This window comes from Salmonella sp. SAL03688 (assembly GCF_046551895.1).
GTDB lineage: Bacteria > Pseudomonadota > Gammaproteobacteria > Enterobacterales > Enterobacteriaceae > Salmonella > Salmonella enterica.
Map to the genome: position 1 here is coordinate 366,103 of NZ_JBGDVI010000001.1, position 20,052 is coordinate 386,154.

18 protein-coding genes and 1 pseudogene are annotated in these 20,052 nt (G+C 51.6%); 13 read left to right on the plus strand and 6 right to left on the minus strand.

The genetic code is table 11. The annotated features are described in order from the left end of the window. The first annotated feature begins 60 nt into the window (after positions 1-60). The 4 genes and pseudogenes from ACLJR2_RS01650 (at position 61) to ACLJR2_RS01665 (ending at position 4,374) form a co-directional block, all read left to right on the plus strand. Positions 61-1,650: an N-6 DNA methylase gene (locus ACLJR2_RS01650; RefSeq protein ID WP_001063196.1), complete on the plus strand. Its 1,590-nt coding sequence runs from the start codon at positions 61-63 to the stop codon at positions 1,648-1,650. Further along, entirely contained in the window at positions 1,647-3,035 is a 1,389-nt protein-coding gene (gene hsdS / locus ACLJR2_RS01655) for a type I restriction-modification system specificity subunit (RefSeq protein ID WP_000086367.1), read from the plus strand. The genes ACLJR2_RS01650 and hsdS overlap by 4 nt, the downstream gene beginning before the upstream one ends. A 351-nt stretch (positions 3,036-3,386) precedes the next feature. Further along, positions 3,387-3,581: pseudogene (locus ACLJR2_RS01660) on the plus strand (SymE family type I addiction module toxin); the annotation flags it as partial. Between the two features lie 91 nt (positions 3,582-3,672). After that, entirely contained in the window at positions 3,673-4,374 is a 702-nt protein-coding gene (locus ACLJR2_RS01665; RefSeq protein WP_001237611.1) for a hypothetical protein, read from the plus strand. Between the two features lie 74 nt (positions 4,375-4,448). On the opposite strand, the gene yjiS is transcribed toward ACLJR2_RS01665, so the two are convergent. Further along, positions 4,449-4,613 carry a DUF1127 domain-containing protein YjiS gene (gene yjiS, locus ACLJR2_RS01670; RefSeq protein WP_000397915.1) on the minus strand — a complete coding sequence of 55 codons (165 nt, stop codon included), beginning with the start codon at positions 4,611-4,613 and terminating at the stop codon, positions 4,449-4,451. On the opposite strand from yjiS, the gene ACLJR2_RS01675 reads away from it, so the two are divergent. Beyond that, positions 4,580-4,723: a hypothetical protein gene (locus ACLJR2_RS01675; protein WP_001541460.1), complete on the plus strand. Its 144-nt coding sequence runs from the start codon at positions 4,580-4,582 to the stop codon at positions 4,721-4,723. The two genes, yjiS and ACLJR2_RS01675, sit on opposite strands and share 34 nt — an antisense overlap. Positions 4,724-4,817: 94 nt before the next feature. On the opposite strand, the gene ACLJR2_RS01680 is transcribed toward ACLJR2_RS01675, so the two are convergent. Both ACLJR2_RS01680 and ACLJR2_RS01685 read right to left on the minus strand, forming a co-directional pair. Beyond that, a complete protein-coding gene (locus ACLJR2_RS01680; protein ID WP_000331416.1) occupies positions 4,818-6,188 on the minus strand; it encodes an NAD-dependent succinate-semialdehyde dehydrogenase in 1,371 nt (456 codons plus the stop codon). Positions 6,189-6,368: 180 nt separating this feature from the next. Then, positions 6,369-7,334, minus strand: a complete 966-nt coding sequence (locus ACLJR2_RS01685; protein ID WP_000749992.1) for an Rpn family recombination-promoting nuclease/putative transposase — start codon at positions 7,332-7,334, stop codon at positions 6,369-6,371. A 478-nt stretch (positions 7,335-7,812) separates the two neighbouring features. Between ACLJR2_RS01685 and mdtM the strand changes: the two genes are divergently transcribed. From mdtM to hypT, 7 genes are all read left to right on the plus strand, one after another. Continuing rightward, positions 7,813-9,054: a multidrug efflux MFS transporter MdtM gene (gene mdtM / locus ACLJR2_RS01690; protein WP_001188918.1), complete on the plus strand. Its 1,242-nt coding sequence runs from the start codon at positions 7,813-7,815 to the stop codon at positions 9,052-9,054. Between the two features lie 86 nt (positions 9,055-9,140). Beyond that, the gene (locus ACLJR2_RS01695) at positions 9,141-10,412 is read left to right on the plus strand and encodes a DUF445 domain-containing protein (protein ID WP_001033037.1); all 1,272 of its coding nucleotides are present in this window, start codon (positions 9,141-9,143) and stop codon (positions 10,410-10,412) included. Positions 10,413-10,631: 219 nt separating this feature from the next. Continuing rightward, positions 10,632-11,816, plus strand: a complete 1,185-nt coding sequence (locus ACLJR2_RS01700) for an MFS transporter (RefSeq protein ID WP_000233263.1) — start codon at positions 10,632-10,634, stop codon at positions 11,814-11,816. A gap of 872 nt (positions 11,817-12,688) precedes the next feature. Continuing rightward, a complete protein-coding gene (locus ACLJR2_RS01705) occupies positions 12,689-13,360 on the plus strand; it encodes a nucleoside recognition domain-containing protein (protein ID WP_000068752.1) in 672 nt (223 codons plus the stop codon). Beyond that, a complete protein-coding gene (locus ACLJR2_RS01710) occupies positions 13,357-13,818 on the plus strand; it encodes a YjiG family protein (protein WP_000211979.1) in 462 nt (153 codons plus the stop codon). Before ACLJR2_RS01705 ends, ACLJR2_RS01710 begins: the two co-directional genes overlap by 4 nt. 12 nt (positions 13,819-13,830) lie before the next feature. Beyond that, the gene (gene iadA, locus ACLJR2_RS01715; protein ID WP_001113058.1) at positions 13,831-15,003 is read left to right on the plus strand and encodes a beta-aspartyl-peptidase; all 1,173 of its coding nucleotides are present in this window, start codon (positions 13,831-13,833) and stop codon (positions 15,001-15,003) included. A gap of 118 nt (positions 15,004-15,121) precedes the next feature. Next, the gene (gene hypT / locus ACLJR2_RS01720; protein WP_000383513.1) at positions 15,122-16,030 is read left to right on the plus strand and encodes a hypochlorite stress DNA-binding transcriptional regulator HypT; all 909 of its coding nucleotides are present in this window, start codon (positions 15,122-15,124) and stop codon (positions 16,028-16,030) included. A 5-nt stretch (positions 16,031-16,035) separates the two neighbouring features. Here hypT and ACLJR2_RS01725 read toward each other — a convergent pair whose 3' ends face one another. After that, positions 16,036-16,770 carry an aspartate/glutamate racemase family protein gene (locus ACLJR2_RS01725; protein ID WP_000683248.1) on the minus strand — a complete coding sequence of 245 codons (735 nt, stop codon included), beginning with the start codon at positions 16,768-16,770 and terminating at the stop codon, positions 16,036-16,038. Between the two features lie 238 nt (positions 16,771-17,008). Then, on the minus strand, positions 17,009-17,539 hold the full coding sequence (locus tag ACLJR2_RS01730) for an Hcp family type VI secretion system effector (protein ID WP_000907667.1): 531 nt from the start codon (positions 17,537-17,539) through the stop codon (positions 17,009-17,011). Positions 17,540-18,256: 717 nt separating this feature from the next. Between ACLJR2_RS01730 and trpS the strand changes: the two genes are divergently transcribed. Beyond that, positions 18,257-19,270 (plus strand): tryptophan--tRNA ligase, encoded by a 1,014-nt coding sequence (gene trpS / locus ACLJR2_RS01735; protein WP_001094612.1) that lies wholly within the window; start codon positions 18,257-18,259, stop codon positions 19,268-19,270. Here the strand turns inward: trpS and uxuR are convergent, their stop codons facing one another. Then, positions 19,271-20,044 (minus strand): Uxu operon transcriptional regulator, encoded by a 774-nt coding sequence (gene uxuR / locus ACLJR2_RS01740; protein WP_000841654.1) that lies wholly within the window; start codon positions 20,042-20,044, stop codon positions 19,271-19,273. Between the last annotated feature and the right edge of the window lie 8 nt (positions 20,045-20,052).

The window sequence follows — 20,052 nt, forward strand, 5'->3', positions numbered from 1 at the left end:
ACCCAACAATTTCTTCTTCTGCGGCCCCGATAAGGGCCGCTGTTTTACATGGGATCTTCAATGAACAATAACGATCTGGTCGCCAAACTGTGGAAACTGTGCGACAACCTGCGCGACGGCGGCGTCTCCTATCAAAACTACGTCAATGAACTCGCCTCGCTGCTGTTTTTGAAAATGTGCAAAGAGACCGGCCAGGAAGCGGACTACCTGCCGGAAGGCTACCGCTGGGACGACCTGAAATCGCGCATTGGCCAGGAGCAGTTGCAGTTTTACCGCAACCTGCTGGTGCATCTGGGCGCGGACGAGAAAAAGCTGGTGCAGGCGGTGTTCCAGAACGTCAACACCACCATCACCCAACCGAAGCAGCTGACCGAGCTGGTGAGCAGTATGGATTCACTGGACTGGTACAACGGCGCTCACGGCAAGTCCCGCGATGACTTCGGCGATATGTACGAAGGGCTACTGCAGAAGAACGCCAATGAAACCAAATCCGGCGCGGGCCAGTACTTCACCCCGCGTCCGCTGATCAAAACCATTATTCATCTGCTGAAGCCGCAGCCGCGTGAAGTGGTGCAGGACCCGGCCGCCGGGACCGCAGGCTTTTTGATTGAAGCCGACCGTTACGTGAAATCACAGACTCACGATCTGGATGACCTTGATGGCGACGCTCAGGATTTCCAGATTAAAAAAGCCTTTGTCGGTCTGGAGCTGGTACCAGGCACCCGTCGTCTGGCGCTGATGAACTGTCTGCTGCACGATATTGAAGGCAACCTCGACCACGGCGGCGCCATCCGTCTGGGCAACACGCTGGGCAGCGACGGCGAGAATTTACCGCAGGCCGATATCGTCGCCACCAACCCGCCGTTTGGCAGCGCCGCGGGCACCAACATTACCCGCACCTTCGTGCACCCGACCAGCAACAAACAGCTGTGCTTTATGCAGCATATTATTGAAACCCTGCGCCCCGGCGGCCGCGCGGCGGTGGTGGTGCCGGATAACGTGCTGTTTGAAGGCGGCAAGGGTACCGATATTCGTCGCGACCTGATGGACAAATGCCATCTGCACACCATCCTGCGCCTGCCGACCGGCATCTTTTACGCTCAGGGCGTCAAAACCAACGTGCTGTTCTTTACCAAAGGCACGGTCGCCAATCCGCATCAGGATAAAAACTGCACCGATGACGTGTGGGTGTATGACCTGCGGACCAATATGCCGAGCTTCGGCAAGCGCACGCCGTTTACCGAGCAGCACCTGCAGCCGTTTGAAACCGTCTACGGTGAAGATCCGCACGGCTTAAGCCCGCGTACCGAAGGCGAGTGGAGCTTTAACGCCGAAGAGAGCGAAGTCGCCGACAGCGAAGAGAACAAAAACGCCGACCAGCACCAGGCCACCAGCCGCTGGCGCAAGTTCAGCCGCGAGTGGATCCGCACGGCCAAATCCGATTCGCTGGATATCTCCTGGCTGAAGGATAAAGACAGCATTGACGCCGACAGCCTGCCGGAGCCGGATGTGCTGGCGGCAGAAGCGATGAGCGAGCTGGTGCAGGCATTGGGCGAGCTGGATGCGCTGATGCGCGAGCTGGGCGCGGGCGATGAAGCCGATGCACAGCGTCAGTTGCTGAATGAAGCGTTTGGTGAGGTGAAGGCATGAGTAGGGGGAAATTGCCGGAGGGGTGGGTGACAACCCATCTTTCAGAAATATGCAGTAAGCCTCAATATGGCTACACAACTAAGTCAAGCTCTATGGGGGATGTAAAATTTTTAAGAACAACCGATATTACAAAAGGAGCGGTTGACTGGTCCAGTGTACCTTATTGCATGGATGCCCCAGAAGATGTTTCAAAATACCAATTACAGGACAGAGATATTGTGATATCTCGAGCCGGTTCGGTTGGGTTTAGTTTTTTGGTACAAAACCCTCCAAGCCAAGTTGTTTTTGCTTCATACCTTATTCGATTTAAACCAGTTAATTATTTTTCAGAATATTACTTAAAACGTTTTTTAGAGTCGAGTGACTATTGGAATCAGCTGTCTTTAATGTCAGCAGGGAATGCTGTACAAAATGTTAATGCTCAAAAGTTATCAACACTTACAGTACCAATACCACCTATAGCCGAACAAAAAATCATCGCCGAAAAACTCGATACGCTGCTGGCACAGGTAGACAGCACCAAAGCACGTCTTGAGCAAATCCCACAAATCCTGAAACGTTTTCGTCAGGCGGTGCTAGCTGCTGCGGTAAGCGGGTTGTTAATTGGTTCAAATAAAAGAAACCACCATCCATTATGTAGTGAATGGCAATGGCCAGACCTACCATCAACTTGGAGTGTTCATAAATACTCTGAACTTGTTGATAGCAGACTAGGTAAAATGCTTGATAAAGCTAAAAATTTTGGCTCTGCAACAAAATATCTTGGAAATATAAATGTTCGCTGGTTTAGTTTTGATTTAGAAAACCTTCAAGATATACTAATTTCAGATATAGAGCGCAGAGAATTATCACTCAAGCTTGGCGATGTTTTAATATGTGAAGGTGGTGAACCTGGTCGATGTGCTATATGGAGTGAACCTCAGGACATACCTGTTATTTTCCAAAAAGCATTACATCGAGCACGGGTAAAAGACAAAATCATCCCCGAATGGTTAGTTTATAATTTGAAAAATGATTCAAATAACATTAGCTTATCTCAGCTCTTTACAGGAACTACAATTAAACACCTTACAGGAAAAGCACTAGCAAATTATCCCATCAGAGTTCCTCCATTAGAAGAACAACACGAAATCGTCCGCCGCGTCGAACAACTCTTCGCCTGGGCCGACACCATCGAAAAGCAGGTTAACAACGCCCTGACCCGCGTCAACAGCCTCACCCAGTCGATCCTGGCAAAAGCCTTCCGCGGCGAGCTTACCGCCCAGTGGCGTGCTGAAAACCCGGATCTGATCAGTGGTGAAAACAGCGCCGCCGCGCTTCTGGAAAAAATCAAGGCCGAACGCGCCGCCAGCAGCGGTAAAAAAACCTCGCGTAAAAAAGCCTGACCATTATTTTCAAGCGCACCTGAACAGTGCGCTTTTTTACACTTCATCCTTCAAGCTGCCTCGGCGTTGGCTGCGTTCACTCCCCCCTGTCACGTATTTATATACGCTCCTGGGAACTCGTTCTCTTGCCGCCTTGATGCAACTCGAATGATTTTGTGTATATTATTTCCCCGCAATCATAATCATCAAGAATATATCTAATTCCTTCCTGAACATTCCCATTACAGTCTATTTTCAGCTGGACTTTTCTTTTATTTACTGATGATATATACAGGTATTTAGCGCGATATGGCCGTGCGGGAACACGGCCATCTCACTCATCACAATCACTATTTTCAAGGAATAGCCATCATGACTACCGTCCATTCTATTGCAGATCCGTGCGATCCAGAAGTCTCCCCAACAAATAACCGTCACCTGACCGTCAGTTATGCGAGTCGTTATCCGGATTACACCCGCATTCCCGCCCTCACCATGAAAGGCCAGTGGCTGGAAGCCGCCGGTTTCGCCACCGGTACCGAGGTGGATGTGAGGGTGATGAACGGCTGGGCAGGTTCTAAGTAAACGCATAAAATAAGCTGGCAAAGAACCCTTGCCAGCTTTAATTATAATTCATATCAATGAGTGAAGGAAAACCATGCGGCTAAAAGTAAAAGAAAACATTACGCTTTGGAGAAATGAAGGCTTAATTGCTTATGTCGCCCTTGGATTTCTATGTACTTTTTTTATGGAGGTCAACGCTCTATTGCCATACTATCTTCAGCAAAGTATATTTTTCGAAACGCTGATGAGCTACATGGCCTTCAATACGTTATTTTCGCTTGCTTTATCTGAGATTTTTTTTGCGATGTTGGTAGTTATTTGTCATAACACTAAACTGGAAAAGATCACAAATAGTATTTTGCAAGAGTTGCATAAAAGAATTATGCAAGGTTCTTTCATTATATCCTTCTTATGCTTCGGAATATTTCTATTTTGTGTGATGGCATTCTGTATTGGTTCGCTAACAATAAATAATAATTACTATGGGAAACATGTCATAAATTTTGCTTGCCCATTTGTTTTATTTCTATCTTTTCCTTATCTTATACATAAGGGTATAACAATCCTGTGTACTCTATTAAAAGCATTTCCCAAACACAAAATTCATGCAGCAATAATAATATTATTGATAATTGCAGCCGCGATTATCATCCCTGGCATATTTAACAAAAAACAAAAAATGACTATAACCATTGATAAGGAAAAATATCATGCGATTGAGCAAAAAACCAAAATAAAACCAGAAAAATACATTGAGAAAAAGATTAATGATATTAATATAAATGATATAAAATAGTGAGCACGCATAACATAAGGGCATAGTAATATATCATAAAATCCTTTAATTACTATTGCCCTTGAATAGATTCACTATTCCACATCCTTCCTTTCCAACCCAATATCCTTTAACTGCTCGTCACTCATTCGTCGCAGCGCCTGACAGGCCCGCTTACGCAGCCACCACCTTTTTAGCGCCCGTCTGAGCTGCACAAAGCCAATAAATGGTTGTCTGGGGCGGTTCTCGTAAAATTCCATACCGGCCTCCGCATAGAACAGAAAATGCGGGCATCATGAATGTCTGTACAAACAATATCGGGATAAAAAGCACGGTTAGTGCAACGTGGATAAATAAGGAGGGCGATTGAGGGTGTTTTGTTCGCTTATTTCGTTCTGATTTAAGATCTGCGTCCTTCGCTGCAAAAAGCCAGGCCCCTCCCGATTTCAGAGGGGCAACAGGGATTAGCGGCGCACCACTACCAGCTTCTGGTTCACAAACTCCTTAATCCCCAGATCCGATAGCTCGCGTCCGAAGCCCGAACGCTTAACGCCGCCGAACGGCAGCTCCGCTGCGGTGTCGGTCAGCCAGTTGATATAAACCATCCCGGTTTCAATCCGGGAGGCCATGCGTTTAGCGCGTTCGACATTCTGACTAAACACCGCGCCGCCCAGACCGTAGTGGGAATCGTTGGCGAGTTTTACCGCCTCGTCATCGTCTTTCACCACATACATCTGCGCCACCGGGCCGAAGAACTCTTCAAAGTACGCCGGGTTGTCACGCGTAATATTGGTCAGAATCGTCGGCTCAAAGAAGTTGCCTTTACTTTCCAGCGGCTTGCCGCCAACGTGCAGCGTCGCGCCATTTTTCACCGCTTCCTCGACCTGTCTGGTCAGTGTATCCAGAGCATCTTTCGATGACAGCGGCCCCAGTTCGGTAGAAGCGTCCATCTGATCCCCCACCTTCACCTTCCTGAATGCCTCGGTGAACTGGCTGAGGAATTGATCGGCGATTTTCTCATGCAGGATAAAGCGCTTCGCCGCCGTACATACCTGCCCCGCATTAGTGAGCCGTGCCTGCACGCCAATTTTCACCGCTTTCTCAAGATCGGCATCGTCCAGCACGACGAACACATCGTTCCCGCCCAGTTCCAGCGTCGATTTTTTAATGTGCTTCGCCGCCTGTGCCGCCACGGCGCTCCCCGCCTTTTCAGATCCGGTCAGCGCCGCGCCCTGCACGCGCGGGTCGGCGATGATATTCGCCACCTGATCGGAGGAAATAAACAGGTTGGTCCATGCGCCTTCCGGCGCGCCGGCTTCACGCACCAGATGAGCAAACGTCTCGGCGCAGTGCGGTACGATGCTGGCATGTTTCGCCAGCACCGGGTTACCTGCGGCCAGGTTCGGCGCCAGCACACGCATCAACTGATAGTACGGGAAGTTCCACGGCTCAACAGCCATGATGACGCCAATCGGATGATGTTCTACCCACGCGTCGCCAAACTCGGTTTTATAAGGCACCGGGGCAAGAAACTGCTTCGCGTTATCCGCATAATAGCGAGCGATCTGCGCACACAGTTTGACTTCGCCACGGCTCTGCTCGATGAGCTTGCCCATCTCCTGGCTGGCGATTTTTGCCAGTTCTTCAACACGGCTGTCGATCAAATCAGCCAGCTTATGCAGTACCGGCAGACGTTGGTCAATCTCTCCTTTGGACCAATCGGAGTGATAGAGCGCGTCAGCTTTTTGCAGCGCGGCTTCAATATCCGCGTCCGTGTGCGGGGGATACTCTTTAATGAGCTGATTATTGGCAGGATTCACTGTCTGGTAAGCCATATCACATGTCTCCTTGTTATCGTCATTAAGGCAGCCGTAAATGCCGCTCAGAACAATAAGGGTAGTAGAGATGGCTGGCGCTATCGGTAAAGTTCGGTATATTCGTGCGGTTATCAGCGATAATTATAGAGAGCGTTGCCCGGCGGGCACCGGGCCTGCAACATTCAGACTGGAACCGCGTTAGTGGCTAACATCCTGAAGCTCTTCAGCCGTAAGGCCGGTGAACCGCTGGACAGTCTCGCGGTCAAGTCCGTCCGCCAGCATCTGTCTGGCGATACGCAATGCGGCAACACGCTGACCTTTTTCCAGCCCTTTTTCTAATCCTTCTGCTAATCCTTCCTCCAGACCGAGCTGTCTCCCTTGCCGTTCCCCTTTTCTGCGATCCGCTGCGCGGATCCTCTCTATCAGCGTCATCAGTCTCTCCTTAGTGTGCGGGACATGCCCTACCACATCACGAATAAACGTGGTGAAACGAGGCGTATGTCCGTGCTGAATCATAAGATAATTAAACAGCGCTTTAAGCTGCCTGTCATTAGCGCAACCAGTAACTAACAGCGAAGCAATTCGTTCAACCAGTCCCAGCAGGTCGCGCTGGCGGATATGTTTTTGGATGAGCTCCAGCAGCGCAATGCGGCGGTGCTGCATAATGTCATCATCCGATACCACCGTAATGTCGACCAGCGGAAAGGCAGCGGCATAGAGTCTTCTTGCCACTTCCGGGTTCGCAAACTCATCCAGCCAGCACAGCGAAAAAGGATACGGGCTATCAACACCGTGATAAAACAGCATCGGCACCACCAGCGGAAGATGCTTATGCCCCGCATCCAGATGCTGTTGCATTGCCGCCATCGCATACCGCATCAGCCGAAACGCCATATGCGCATCCGGCGTGCTCTGATGTTCAATCACGACGTAAATATAACCGTCGCCCTCACGCGTTTTCAGCGACCAAAGCACATCGGAATAATAGGCTCGCAGATTTTTTTCAATAAAACTGCCGGGTTCCAGCTTTAGCGTCCGCAGGTCGCAAAGCTGGCGTAACGACACCGGCAGATGAATCTCCATAAAATCGCGGGCGGTTTCCGGGTGGCGCAAAAAGGTTTTAAACACCGCATCATGCGGTGTTGAGGTCGTCGATTTTTTCATGGCGCTCCGTCACCCCAAACCAGGATGCTGCGACTCTACCTCCTGAAAATTCCTTTCTCATCCGTACCTTTTCAGCATTGCGAGGCGCGACGGAAGATAAATCCTGTTATCTGTAATGCATATGCTTTTTCGGAACTGAACACGCAAAATGCCAGTCTGCGCGCCCTGCCTTTATCTTTATTAACCAGACAAACTCTTTTGATTAACATCAAAATTTAATTACACTTAATGTGTATATTTTCCGTGCAACGTAAATTTCCCGAGGTGTGATGTGCTGATTGTTATCTGTAATCGCCACACGTTCTGACGAGATTCAGAACGCGTCTCTTCCTGTCTGTGTTTTCACCGGCAGCGTTTTTGATTACATGAAATTCAGTACATCCGCAGCCGCTGTTTCTATCGCCTGCCTGACGTCACGATGACGGTATTGAGTTTCGCTGTCCCATCATAGGGTTCTCCGACATGGAGCGCATTTTTTATGCAACGGATTATTCAGTTTTTCTCCCAACGCGCCACAACGTTATTTTTCCCGATGGCGCTGATTTTGTACGATTTTGCCGCCTATCTGACGACGGATCTGATTCAGCCAGGCATCATTAACGTCGTGCGCGATTTTAATGCTGACGTCAGTCTTGCGCCGGCCTCGGTCAGTCTCTATCTGGCAGGCGGAATGGCGTTGCAATGGCTTCTGGGGCCGCTATCCGACAGGATTGGCCGCCGGCCAGTGCTGATTGCAGGCGCATTAATTTTTACTCTCGCCTGCGCGGCAACGCTGTTGACGACCTCAATGACGCAGTTTCTGGTTGCCCGTTTTGTGCAGGGCACCAGCATTTGCTTTATCGCAACGGTCGGCTACGTCACGGTACAGGAGGCTTTCGGTCAAACCAAAGCCATTAAGCTGATGGCGATTATTACCTCCATTGTGCTGGTCGCTCCGGTTATCGGCCCGCTCTCCGGCGCCGCGCTGATGCACTTCGTTCACTGGAAGGTGCTGTTCGGTATTATTGCGGTGATGGGACTGTTGGCGTTGTGCGGCCTGCTGCTGGCGATGCCAGAAACGGTGCAACGCGGCGCGGTGCCGTTCAGCGCGGTGAGCGTACTGCGCGATTTTCGTAATGTGTTTCGCAACCCGATTTTTCTCACCGGGGCGGCGACATTGTCGTTGAGCTACATCCCGATGATGAGCTGGGTGGCGGTGTCGCCGGTGATCCTGATCGATGCCGGCGGGATGAGTACTTCGCAATTCGCCTGGGCGCAGGTGCCCGTATTCGGCGCGGTGATCGTGGCCAATATGATCGTTGTGCGCCTGGTAAAAGATCCAACCCGACCGCGTTTTATCTGGCGCGCCGTACCAATCCAGTTAAGCGGGCTGGCGACATTACTCCTCGGTAATCTTCTTCTGCCGCACGTCTGGCTTTGGTCTGTGCTGGGCACCAGCCTGTACGCGTTCGGCATTGGAATGATTTTCCCGACGCTGTTTCGCTTCACGCTTTTTTCCAACAACTTGCCAAAAGGGACGGTTTCAGCCTCGCTGAACATGGTGATTCTGACGGTGATGGCGGTGTCGGTCGAAGTTGGCCGCTGGCTGTGGTTTCACGGCGGGAGACTGCCGTTTCACCTGCTGGCAGCGGTGGCCGGGGTGATTGTGGTCTTCACCCTGGCGACATTATTACAGCGCGTGCGCCAGCATGAGGCGGCAGAACTGGCCGCTGAGAAGTAAACACTCTGCCGGATAGAGGCTTATCCGGCACAGGATAATCTGATGTTTTTTGCACGTTCTTGCCGTCTGGCTCTATCCTTAACCCTATGAATAAAATCGCCGAACTCAAACGCGCCAAACGCCTGGCGCTCTCACTGTTGCTGATAGCCGCCGCGACGTTTGTAACCACGCTTTTCCTGCCGCCCAGTTTTTGGGTGCTGGGCGTAAAAGCTATTGCCGAAGCGGCGATGGTTGGCGCGCTGGCGGACTGGTTTGCCGTGGTGGCGCTGTTTCGCCGCATTCCCATTCCGTTTATTTCACGACATACGGCGATTATTCCCCGTAATAAAGACCGAATCGGCGAAAATCTTGGGCAATTTGTGCAGGAGAAGTTCCTTGATACGCAGTCGCTGATCGCGCTAATCCGCCGCCATGAACCCGCGCTGCTTATCGGAAACTGGTTCAGCCAGCCGGACAACGCCAGCCGGGTCGGGCAGCATCTGCTGCAAATTATGAGCGGCTTTCTGGAACTAACCGATGACGCCCGTATTCAGCGGCTGCTCAAGCGAGCGGTACATAAGGCGATTGATAAAGTGGATCTTTCCGGCACCAGCGCCCTGATGCTGGAAAGCATGACCAAAAACGATCGTCACCAGGTGTTACTCGATACGCTGATCGCCCAGCTTATCGCCCTGTTACAGCGTGACAGCTCCCGAACATTTATCGCCAGACAGATCATACGCTGGCTGGAGACCGAACATCCGTTAAAAGCGAAGATTCTGCCGACCGAATGGCTGGGAGAACACAGCGCTGAACTGGTCTCCGACGCGGTAAATTCTCTGCTGGATGATATCAGTCACGACCGCGCGCATCAGATTCGTCATGCCTTCGATCGCGCGACGTATAGGCTGATCGATAAACTTAAACATGATCCGGAAATGGCTGCCCGGGCAGAAAACATTAAAAGTTACCTGAAGGAAGATGAGGCGTTTAACCGTTATCTCGGCGAGATCTGGGCGGATCTACGCCAGTGGTTAAAAACAGATATCAACGCCGAAGACTCGAAGGTAAAGCAGCGCATCGCTCATGCCGGACAATGGTTTGGCGAGACACTGATCGCCGACGACGCATTACGCGCCTCGCTTAACGGTCATCTGGAACAGGCCGCGCACCGCGTCGCGCCGGAGTTCGCCGCCTTCCTGACGCGCCACATCAGCGATACCGTAAAAGGCTGGGATGCGCGCGATATGTCGCAGCAGATTGAGCTTAATATCGGTAAAGATTTGCAGTTTATCCGCGTGAACGGCACGCTGGTCGGCGGCGCTATTGGTCTGGTGTTATATTTACTGTCGCAAATACCGGCACTGCTCAGTATCTAAGAAGGGGAAGGCGCAATTCTCGTTCAGATTAACTGCCAAACCCCGCACGTGGGAGGCATTAATTTAATGCCATTTCCCACCGATGCCCCTCTTCTCAATCCGTTATTCGCCTGCGTCTCACTTTCTTTTCTTGCAAATTTGAAACATTAATTTTACTTTTTATTATCATTTACAACAACAATCCGGCATTCCTGCCTTACTTTAGCAAAGAGAAAAACCATGGTTCATGCTCAGAGCGCTTCACCTCGCCATCCCATTTTTACGGCGCTTTTCGGTATGATGGTATTGACGCTGGGGATGGGAGTTGGCCGCTTTCTGTATACGCCCATGCTGCCGGTAATGCTGGCGGAAAAGCAGCTAACGTTTAACCAACTCTCCTGGATTGCCAGCGCCAATTATGCAGGGTACCTGGCGGGAAGCTTACTGTTTTCCTTTGGCCTTTTTCATCTCCCCTCTCGTCTACGCCCCATGCTGCTGGCTTCGGCGGTCGCCACCGGTATTCTTATTCTGTCTATGGCGATATTTACTCAGCCCGCGGTCGTCATGTTGGTACGCTTCCTGGCAGGCGTCGCGAGTGCGGGGATGATGATTTTTGGATCAATGATTGTGTTGCATCATACCCGCCATCCGTTTGTGATCGCCGCGCTCTTTTCCGGCGTCGGGGCCGGGATTGCACTGGGCAACGAATATGTCATTGGCGGTTTACATTATGCGCTTTCGGCCCATTCGCTATGGCTGGGGGCCGGGGCGCTCGCCGGTATATTGCTATTAATCGTGGCAATATTGATTCCCCCCCGCGCTCATGCGCTGCCGCCTGCGCCCTTAGCAAGAATCGAAAATCAGCCTATGCCCTGGTGGCAACTGGCGCTGTTGTACGGTTTCGCCGGATTCGGCTACATCATTGTCGCTACCTATTTGCCGCTGATGGCGAAAAGCGCGGGCTCTCCGCTACTCACGGCGCACCTTTGGTCGTTGGTCGGCCTGGCGATCATTCCCGGCTGCTTCGGCTGGCTGTGGGCGGCAAAACATTGGGGCGTCCTGCCATGCCTGACCGCGAACCTGTTGATCCAGAGCGCCTGCGTGCTACTGTCTCTCGCCAGCGACTCGTTGTTGCTGTTAATACTGAGCAGTATTGGTTTTGGCGCCACGTTTATGGGCACAACCTCGCTGGTGATGCCGCTTGCCCGACAACTCAGCGCGCCGGGCAATATTAATTTGTTAGGCCTGGTGACGCTAACGTATGGTATTGGGCAAATTCTCGGTCCGCTCGCCGCCAGTCTGTCAGGCAATGGCGCGTCGGCAATTATCAACGCCACGCTTTGCGGTGCCGCGGCGCTCTTTTTTGCCGCGCTGATCAGTGCCGCGCAGCAGATAAAACAAAAACGGTTTGTGATACGTGAATAAGCGGTAGAGTAAACCCGCGCTATCCGCACCGGGTTGTATCTTTAACGCTATTCGCGGCGCAATGCGGAGCTGTTTTTAATAGCACATCCTCAACACGTTATTTCAGGGTAAAGATGCCACTAAAAACTATACTTATTCTATGGTTTTTAGTGTTATCAAACTGCCTATTATTTTATATACCCTTCCTACTTCAAGTTGCTTATGTGTTGGCTACGGATTACCCGGCCCATCTATGGGCCTCGCCCTGACGGGCCGTTGCTCACCCCAGTTACATAGTTATCTATGCTCCTGGGGACTCACTCCCTTGCCACCTTTACGCAACTCGAATTATTTTGGCTATATATTCCATTATGATGATTATCGCTGCCTCTCAAATCATCACAATTATAAATAAATCACATCATGAAATTAATTCGATTATTCGTTTTTTATTACCTGCCCGTAGGATTCTTAGGGCGCAAGCTGACCCATCAGCGGCTACTGACCTGACCGTGACAATTCCTCTTAAGGCGTGAAAAATTACAGTAAAAAAGTAAAATTTAGGTTAAAAAATCCTATTTTTTAACAACGATAATTAAGTGGCGTGAAAATTGACTAACGTCAAATTTATTTCCCCTTTTTCCTGCTCCCGGCTCTGGCCTGCGTCAACACCTGTTTCTTTGCTTTTTTACCTCGCGTTATACCGTCCACGGTTCCCCGCGCCTCCGGCAGTAGCGAGGATGGTGATTTTTCGCGCTGCTATGCAAGAAACGCATAGCACGATACATACTTGCATTTTGTCCTTACCCTTATGGCTGATAAGGTCTTTCTGTTTCGGGCTTTTTGGCCTGTGGCTACAACCAACACATCATCAAAAAAATTCGGGGATCGCTATGGCGCAACAAGTGGACGGGGCGGCCATGCCGCTTGATACAGAAAAGGTCGGGATAAAGGGATACCTGGCGTTTTTTCTCACCATTATTTTCTTTTCCGGCGTATTTTCCGGAAGCGAAGGCTGGTGGCGCGTTTTTGATTTTACCGTACTCAACGGGTCATTCGGTCATGTGACCGGTACGCAGACCTTTCGCGGCGCGGGCGGAACGGGCGCGAAAGATGGCTTCCTTTTTGCGCTGGAGCTGGCACCGTCGGTTATCCTTTCTCTGGGTATCATCGCGATTACGGATGGACTGGGCGGTCTGCGGGCGGCGCAGCAATTGATGACGCCCATCCTGAAACCCTTGCTTGGCATTCCCGGTATTTGCTCACTGGCGCTGATCGCCAACCTGCAAAATACCGACGCCGCGGCGGGTATGACTAAAGAGCTGGCGCAGGAAGGCGAAATCACCGAACGCGATAAAGTGATTTTTGCCGCCTGGCAGACCAGCGGCAGCGCTATTATCACCAACTATTTCTCCTCCGGCGTTGCAGTATTCGCCTTTCTGGGAACGTCAGTCATCATTCCGCTGGTGGTCATTCTGCTATTCAAATTTATCGGCGCAAACCTTTTGCGCGTATGGATTAACATCGAAGAACGCCGTCACCCTGCGCAAGGAGCCCAATCATGACGACTCAGGTACGTAAGAATGTCATGGATATGTTTATCGATGGCGCACGCCGCGGTTTTACCATCGCCACGACCAACCTGTTACCCAATGTGGTCATGGCATTTGTCATTATTCAGGCGCTGAAAATTACCGGTCTGCTCGACTGGGTAGGCCATATCTGCCAGCCCGTGATGGCGTTGTGGGGGCTTCCCGGCGAAGCGGCTACGGTGCTTCTGGCTTCGCTGATGAGTATGGGCGGCGCCGTTGGCGTGGCGGCCAGTCTGGCTACCGCCGGCGCGCTAAGCGGCCACGATGTTACCGTACTACTGCCAGCCATTTACCTGATGGGAAACCCGGTACAGAATGTCGGCCGCTGTCTCGGTACTGCCGAAGTCAACGCCAAATATTACCCGCATATTATCGCAGTCTGCGCCATCAATGCGCTGCTGTCGATCTGGGTCATGCAGCTTATTGTTTAATAAGGAGTTATCATGCCTGATTTATCCGCCGCGGAGTTTACCTTGTTACAGGGTGCGCACCTGTTTGCGCCAGAAGACCGGGGCATCTGCGATGTTCTACTCGCGAATGGCAAAATTATTGCCGTCGGCGCTGACATCCCCGGCGATATCGTACCGGACTGTGCGGTGATTAATCTTAGCGGTCGTATGCTGTGCCCGGGCTTTATCGACCAACACGTTCATCTGATCGGCGGCGGCGGCGAAGCGGGGCCGACGACGCGGACGCCGGAAGTCTCCCTGAGCCGCCTGACGGAAGCCGGGATAACAACGGTCGTCGGCCTGCTTGGCACCGACTCCGTCAGCCGTCATCCCGCGTCGCTGTTAGCCAAAACGCGAGCGCTAAATGAGGAGGGGATCACCGCCTGGATGCTCACGGGCGCTTATCACGTTCCGTCGCCGACCATTACTGGCTCGGTAGAAAAAGACGTCGCGCTGATCGATCGCGTCATTGGCGTGAAATGCGCAGTCTCCGACCACCGTTCCGCCGCGCCCAGCGGGAATCAACTCGCCAGCATGGCCGCCGAATCACGCGTTGGCGGCCTGCTGGGCGGTAAACCCGGTGTCAGCGTTTTTCATATGGGCAGCAGCAAAAAAGGGTTACAGCCGCTGTATGACATTCTGGAAAATAGCGACGTGCCGATCGGCAAACTACTGCCTACCCACGTCAACCGTAGCGAATCTCTTTTCGAGCAGGCGCTGGCGTTTGCGCTTAAAGGCGGCGTGATCGACATTACCACCAGTATCCCGGATCCCGTCGCGCCGGCGGAGGGCATTGCCAGAGCGGTAAAAGCCGGCGTCCCGCTTTCCCGGGTGACGCTCAGTTCAGACGGCAACGGCAGCCAGCCGCTATTTGACGCTGCCGGAAATCTGACGGGTATCGGCGTCGCGGGCTTCGAAAGTTTGCTGGAGACGTTGCAGACGCTGGTTAACCACTACGGATTCAGCCTGACCGATGCTCTGCGCCCGCTGACGACCAGCGTAGCCGCCTTCCTCAGTCTGGACAGCAAAGGCGAAATCCGTCCCGGTCACGATGCGGATCTGCTCGTCTTTAGCGCAGATTTACGCATTGAGCAGGTGTATGCGCGCGGCAAACGCATGGTCAATGAGGGGAAAGCCTGCGTAAAAGGTACCTTTGAACCGGCGTAATTCCCGCTAGTTTCAGGCTGCCCCATCACGGCATTCTGAAAGAGGACGGGATAAGCGGTTGTCAGCCGCCCGAATGGACGTAGAATGCCCCTTCGGGCGACTGACAGGATAACGGTAAATGGATGTAACTGGAGCAGGTTTGCACAATATTGAGACAAAATGGCTATATGATTTTCTGACGCTGGAAAAGTGCCGCAATTTCTCTCAGGCCGCCATTATCCGCAACGTATCGCAACCCGCTTTTAGCCGGCGGATTCGCGCCCTGGAACATGCCGTGGGCGTTGAACTGTTTAACCGACAGGTCTCGCCGCTACAGCTTTCCGAACAGGGTAAAATCTTTCACTCCCAGGTTCGCCACCTGTTACAGCAGCTGGAAAGTAATCTGACCGAACTGCGCGGCGGCAGCGATTATACGCTGCGTAAAATCAAGATTGCCGCCGCCCACTCGCTCTCCCTCGGCCTGTTGCCGACCATCGTTAAGCAGATGCCGACGCAGTTTACCTACGCCGTTGAGGCGATAGATGTCGACCAGGCGGTGGATATGTTACGTGAGGGGCAAAGCGATTTTATCTTTTCTTATCACGATGAAAACCTGCAACAAGCGCCGTTTGATAACATCCGCCTGTTTGAGTCGAGACTGTTTCCGGTTTGCGCCAGCAATGGCCGGGGCGAGCCGCGCTATACGCTTGAGCAGCCGCACTTTCCCCTGCTTAATTACAGTCAGAACTCCTATATGGGCCGGCTGATAAATCGTACTCTGACTCGCCATGCTGAACTGAGTTTCAGTACATTTTTCGTCTCTTCGATGAGTGAATTGTTAAAACAGGTTGCGATGGACGGCTGCGGAATCGCCTGGTTGCCCGAGTATGCTATCCGTCAGGAGATTACCGACGGACGCCTGATAGTGCTTGATGCCGACGAACTGGTTATTCCGATCCAGGCTTATGCTTATCGCATGAATACCCGCATGAGTCAGGTAGCCGAAACATTTTGGCGCGACCTGCGTGGGCTTCAGGCCGCGCTGTAAACACCTCAGGCGGTAAGGCGTTGTTCCCCGGTCAAAGAGACTCGGGTGTCCGGCCAGGACTCATACCAACGAATCGCCGCGCGCACCAGCGACGCTGTGGAATCAATCATCGGGCACGCTATCGCGCGTTCATGTCCGGCCACAATAAGCGGAATTTCGGTACACCCCATAATAATTGCCTGAGCGCCACGGGCAATAAGGCTATCGATTTGCGGCAGCAGCAGCGCTTGCGCCGCAGTTTTATCGCCACGTTTAAGCGTATAAATAGCCTGCATTACCAACGCCTGCCCCGCGTCTTCTGGCTGAATTAACGTCAGCCCCCGCGCCAGCGCTTTCTTTTGATATAACCCGGTCGCCAGCGTCGCATTGGTCGCCAGCAGACCAACGTGCCGCGCCGATGGCGGAATATCCCCCAGGGTGGCGTCCAGGATGCTGATCATTCGCGCTTTCGCGACGTTCTGTAAATCATCAAACCAATAATGCGCAGTGTTGCATGGGATAACGATACACTCCGCCCCGGCGTCTTCCAGCATATGCAGATAACGCTCCAGATAACGGTATGGCGAAGGCCCGCCGGATAACAGACATGCTGTACGATCGGGAATATCAGGGATAGAGCTGACAATGAGCGGGATGTGTTGTTGATCACAACTGGCATGTCGCAATTCAACAAATTTTTCCAACATATCCGCCGTTGCCGCAGGTCCCATCCCCCCCAGTATCCCAATGGTGTGTTTCATCGCTTTTCCCGCTTATTTACGTCAAGGTCAGAAACACACTATCAACTTGATGTGTATATAAAAAATGCCGTTTTATTAGCGGCTATGCGTAAAAATCATAACGGGTGTAAGGGCCATGCGTTATCGCCTTTTCAGGCAATCGATTGGTTACATGAGCGCTCATCAGCCTTCGCAAGCCGCTAAATGCCATTTCGCTATACAGCATCGCCCACTGCGAGTCCGCAAGCTTGTTTTGTTCTCATCGCCACAGCGCCTGTCGGTGAAGGGGCCGCCGTGTTTTGCTTTTCGACGCTAATGCGGGAATATCCCAGCGAATATGGCTATAAACCAAATCCACGGTCTCCGTGGCGCTGCCTTCGGCGTCGCCATGATTGCTCATGCGTGAAATTCGCACATTGGTGAGCGTATAAATAATAAATGGCAGCATTGCGCCCTTATCACGACGGCATAATGTCAGCACGCCTTCTTTCACCGTTTTCCCGTTACAATAGTGCTCATAGAGGCCTGGTGTAGCAAGATCGACTGGCTTTGTCAGCGTCAACCCTCCAATATATGTCCCTCTCGCTTCGCCGGACTCCCGTTTCGTCGGGTTGTGGTTGTAAGCAATAAGTTTTATTTGGTTTTCAAAACCTTTGATCTGGCTTTCGCCTTCAATACCGTCCAGTTTTAAATAGATGGCGTCCATCCCCCCTCCGTGATTATCATGCGGCAAAGCAGGCTGACAAGGACGGAACGCCAACAATGAAAGAACGTTCCATTTTCCAGCCATTTCGTTGGTGTCTCTGTATACCAGATTAAATACCGACAATCTGCTATAACTGGATTCTTGCTAAATACCTTCTGCCATCAACAATCCATTTTACAATAGCGCTACTGACCTGAAATCTATTACGCCAGGCATTCAAGCATCGTTTCCTGAATAACCATAGCCGCTATAAGAACCATATCAAAAAAGAAATATCAATATCATTTCTTATTTTTATCCGAGAAATTACTTAATTCCGCAGAATCGGAATATAGACAATTCTTATTCCTTTTCACATCAATGGGCTTTTTAGACTTTTGTCATATCGAAAACAACCATTCCAATAGAACATATTTACTATGTGAATATATTTAATGTTTTTATCGCGCACAGTGTTATCACAGTAATAAATGATTTGCATCAAAAATGCGCCTTTCAGCGCCACGTATTTTTGGATAGCAAATTATAAAATCGCGTTTCAAAGTCAGTAACATGTTCTCTGTTCAGGCGATATGACTTTATGCCCGGACGACACGCCAGCCGCTTTACCCTTACGTTTAGTCGTGATACGTTAGATCACATGAACACGAAACGATCCAACGCTACGCAACGTCATCTCCGCTGGTGGCTGCCTTCCTGAAGGCGGCACGGATCACTATCCCTCTTTAAGTAGCCGCCGAAAGGCGGCTACTGTGTTTCGGGACGTCTTTCGGCTTTACAGTAAGCATAAAGGAGTCCTAAATGAACACCCTTCCTATCATTCTGACTGGCGATCGCCCCACCGGCTCGCTGCACCTCGGCCATTATGTCGGTTCACTGCGCCAGCGCGTCGCGCTACAGCAGGATCACCAACAGTATGTCCTGATTGCCGACCTGCAGGGACTCACCGATAACGGCAGTAATCCGCAAAAAATCCGCGATAATATTCCGCAAGTGTTAGCTGACTATCTGGCCGTCGGCATCGATCCCGCGCTGACGACGATCTGCCTGCAATCCGCGTTACCCGCCCTCGCCGAATTAACGGTGCTGTATATGAATATTGTTACCGTCGCCCGAGTGGAGCGTAATCCTACGGTAAAAAATGAGATTGCCCAAAAAGGCTTTACCCGTTCCCTGCCGGTCGGGTTCATGGCGTATCCCATTAGCCAGGCGGCAGATATCACCGCCTTTAAGGCCGAAATGGTACCGGTTGGCGACGACCAATTACCCATGATTGAGCAAACGAATGAGATCGTTCATAAGATGAATAGTCTTTTCTCCTCGCCGGTATTGCGACCCTGTCAGGCGCTCCTGAGCGATACGGGTCGTCTGCCCGGCATTGACGGCAGCGCCAAGATGTCGAAATCGCTCGGCAATACCCTGCTTCTTTCCGCCAGCGAAGAGACCATCCACCGTGCGGTCAGCGCGATGTACACCGATCCCAATCATTTAAAAATTAGCGATCCGGGAAAAATAGAAGGTAACGTCGTCTTTACGTGGCTGGATGCGTTCCATCCGGATAAAGCCAAAGTCGCGGCGATGAAAGTACATTATCAACAAGGCGGATTAGGCGACCGTGTCTGTAAAAATGAGCTGGAGACCTGCCTGCAAGAACTGATCGCGCCAATACGCGAACGACGGGCAACCTTTATTGCAGATAAGGGAATGCTAATGGAATTGCTGAAAAAAGGTAGCGAGCGGGCGCATGAGGTCACTCAAAAGACGCTACAGGAAGTAAAACGTGGACTGGGTCTGCCCACGCTATTCCAGGTATAATCAGGCATCAACGTTGTCCAGCGGCCATGACTCAAACAGATAGCCATCAAAGTAGATATCATCAACATTGGAAAACTCCAGCAGACGCTGCTTCACGTTTTCCAGGTGCTGCCACATCGCCAGCTTCGCTGCGCGGGCGTCTTTCTTAATTAACGCCGCGAGGATCTGCTTATGATCGACCAGCCACTCCTTACGGTAAAGCGTATCGCCCAGATGGCTATGAAGCTGGAGCCACATCGGATTATTTTCACGCCATTGCCAGGACTGACGGAAGAGCTCTACCAACATACTGTTATGGGTCGCTTCGGCAATGGCCAGATGAAACTGCATATCGCCGCTTTCTGAGCCGCCCGGCGCGCTGGAGGCGAGCTCTCGCTCTTCCAGTTGTAACGCCTGGCGCATTTTAATGATGTCTTCGCGGGTGGCTTGCAGAGCGGCAAATTCAGCGATATTGCTTTCCAGCAACTGACGCGCCTGTAACAGTTCAAACGGCCCGGCGTCATTACAGTGATTGACGTCAGCGCCTTCCATCTCGTTATTATCCGCGCTGTCGAGCACGTAGATCCCGGCGCCGCGGCGGACTTCAACCAGACCTTTAATTTCCAGCATGATCAGCGCTTCACGCACGACGGTACGCGTCACATTAAGCCTCTCAGCGATCTCTCTTTCCGGCGGCAAGCGCTCCCCGGGGCGGTACGGCGTCTGAACAATCAGATCCCGTATCATTGCGCCCACTTCCTGGTAAGGTCTTTGCTGAGAAGTGTTTGATTTCATATTGGTCG

Bases quoted from the DNA above. Each gene is read 5' to 3' on its own strand.
- ACLJR2_RS01685 (WP_000749992.1), bottom strand. From the start codon at position 7,334: ATGAAAAAATCGACGACCTCAACACCGCATGATGCGGTGTTTAAAACC.
- hypT (WP_000383513.1), top strand. From the start codon at position 15,122: ATGGATGTAACTGGAGCAGGTTTGCACAATATTGAGACAAAATGGCTA.
- iadA (WP_001113058.1), top strand. From the start codon at position 13,831: ATGCCTGATTTATCCGCCGCGGAGTTTACCTTGTTACAGGGTGCGCAC.
- ACLJR2_RS01650 (WP_001063196.1), top strand. From the start codon at position 61: ATGAACAATAACGATCTGGTCGCCAAACTGTGGAAACTGTGCGACAAC.
- mdtM (WP_001188918.1), top strand. From the start codon at position 7,813: ATGCAACGGATTATTCAGTTTTTCTCCCAACGCGCCACAACGTTATTT.
- ACLJR2_RS01665 (WP_001237611.1), top strand. From the start codon at position 3,673: ATGCGGCTAAAAGTAAAAGAAAACATTACGCTTTGGAGAAATGAAGGC.
- uxuR (WP_000841654.1), bottom strand. From the start codon at position 20,044: ATGAAATCAAACACTTCTCAGCAAAGACCTTACCAGGAAGTGGGCGCA.
- ACLJR2_RS01675 (WP_001541460.1), top strand. From the start codon at position 4,580: ATGGTTGTCTGGGGCGGTTCTCGTAAAATTCCATACCGGCCTCCGCAT.
- hsdS (WP_000086367.1), top strand. From the start codon at position 1,647: ATGAGTAGGGGGAAATTGCCGGAGGGGTGGGTGACAACCCATCTTTCA.
- ACLJR2_RS01700 (WP_000233263.1), top strand. From the start codon at position 10,632: ATGGTTCATGCTCAGAGCGCTTCACCTCGCCATCCCATTTTTACGGCG.
- yjiS (WP_000397915.1), bottom strand. From the start codon at position 4,613: ATGGAATTTTACGAGAACCGCCCCAGACAACCATTTATTGGCTTTGTG.
- ACLJR2_RS01680 (WP_000331416.1), bottom strand. From the start codon at position 6,188: ATGGCTTACCAGACAGTGAATCCTGCCAATAATCAGCTCATTAAAGAG.
- ACLJR2_RS01710 (WP_000211979.1), top strand. From the start codon at position 13,357: ATGACGACTCAGGTACGTAAGAATGTCATGGATATGTTTATCGATGGC.
- trpS (WP_001094612.1), top strand. From the start codon at position 18,257: ATGAACACCCTTCCTATCATTCTGACTGGCGATCGCCCCACCGGCTCG.
- ACLJR2_RS01725 (WP_000683248.1), bottom strand. From the start codon at position 16,770: ATGAAACACACCATTGGGATACTGGGGGGGATGGGACCTGCGGCAACG.
- ACLJR2_RS01705 (WP_000068752.1), top strand. From the start codon at position 12,689: ATGGCGCAACAAGTGGACGGGGCGGCCATGCCGCTTGATACAGAAAAG.
- ACLJR2_RS01730 (WP_000907667.1), bottom strand. From the start codon at position 17,539: ATGGCTGGAAAATGGAACGTTCTTTCATTGTTGGCGTTCCGTCCTTGT.
- ACLJR2_RS01695 (WP_001033037.1), top strand. From the start codon at position 9,141: ATGAATAAAATCGCCGAACTCAAACGCGCCAAACGCCTGGCGCTCTCA.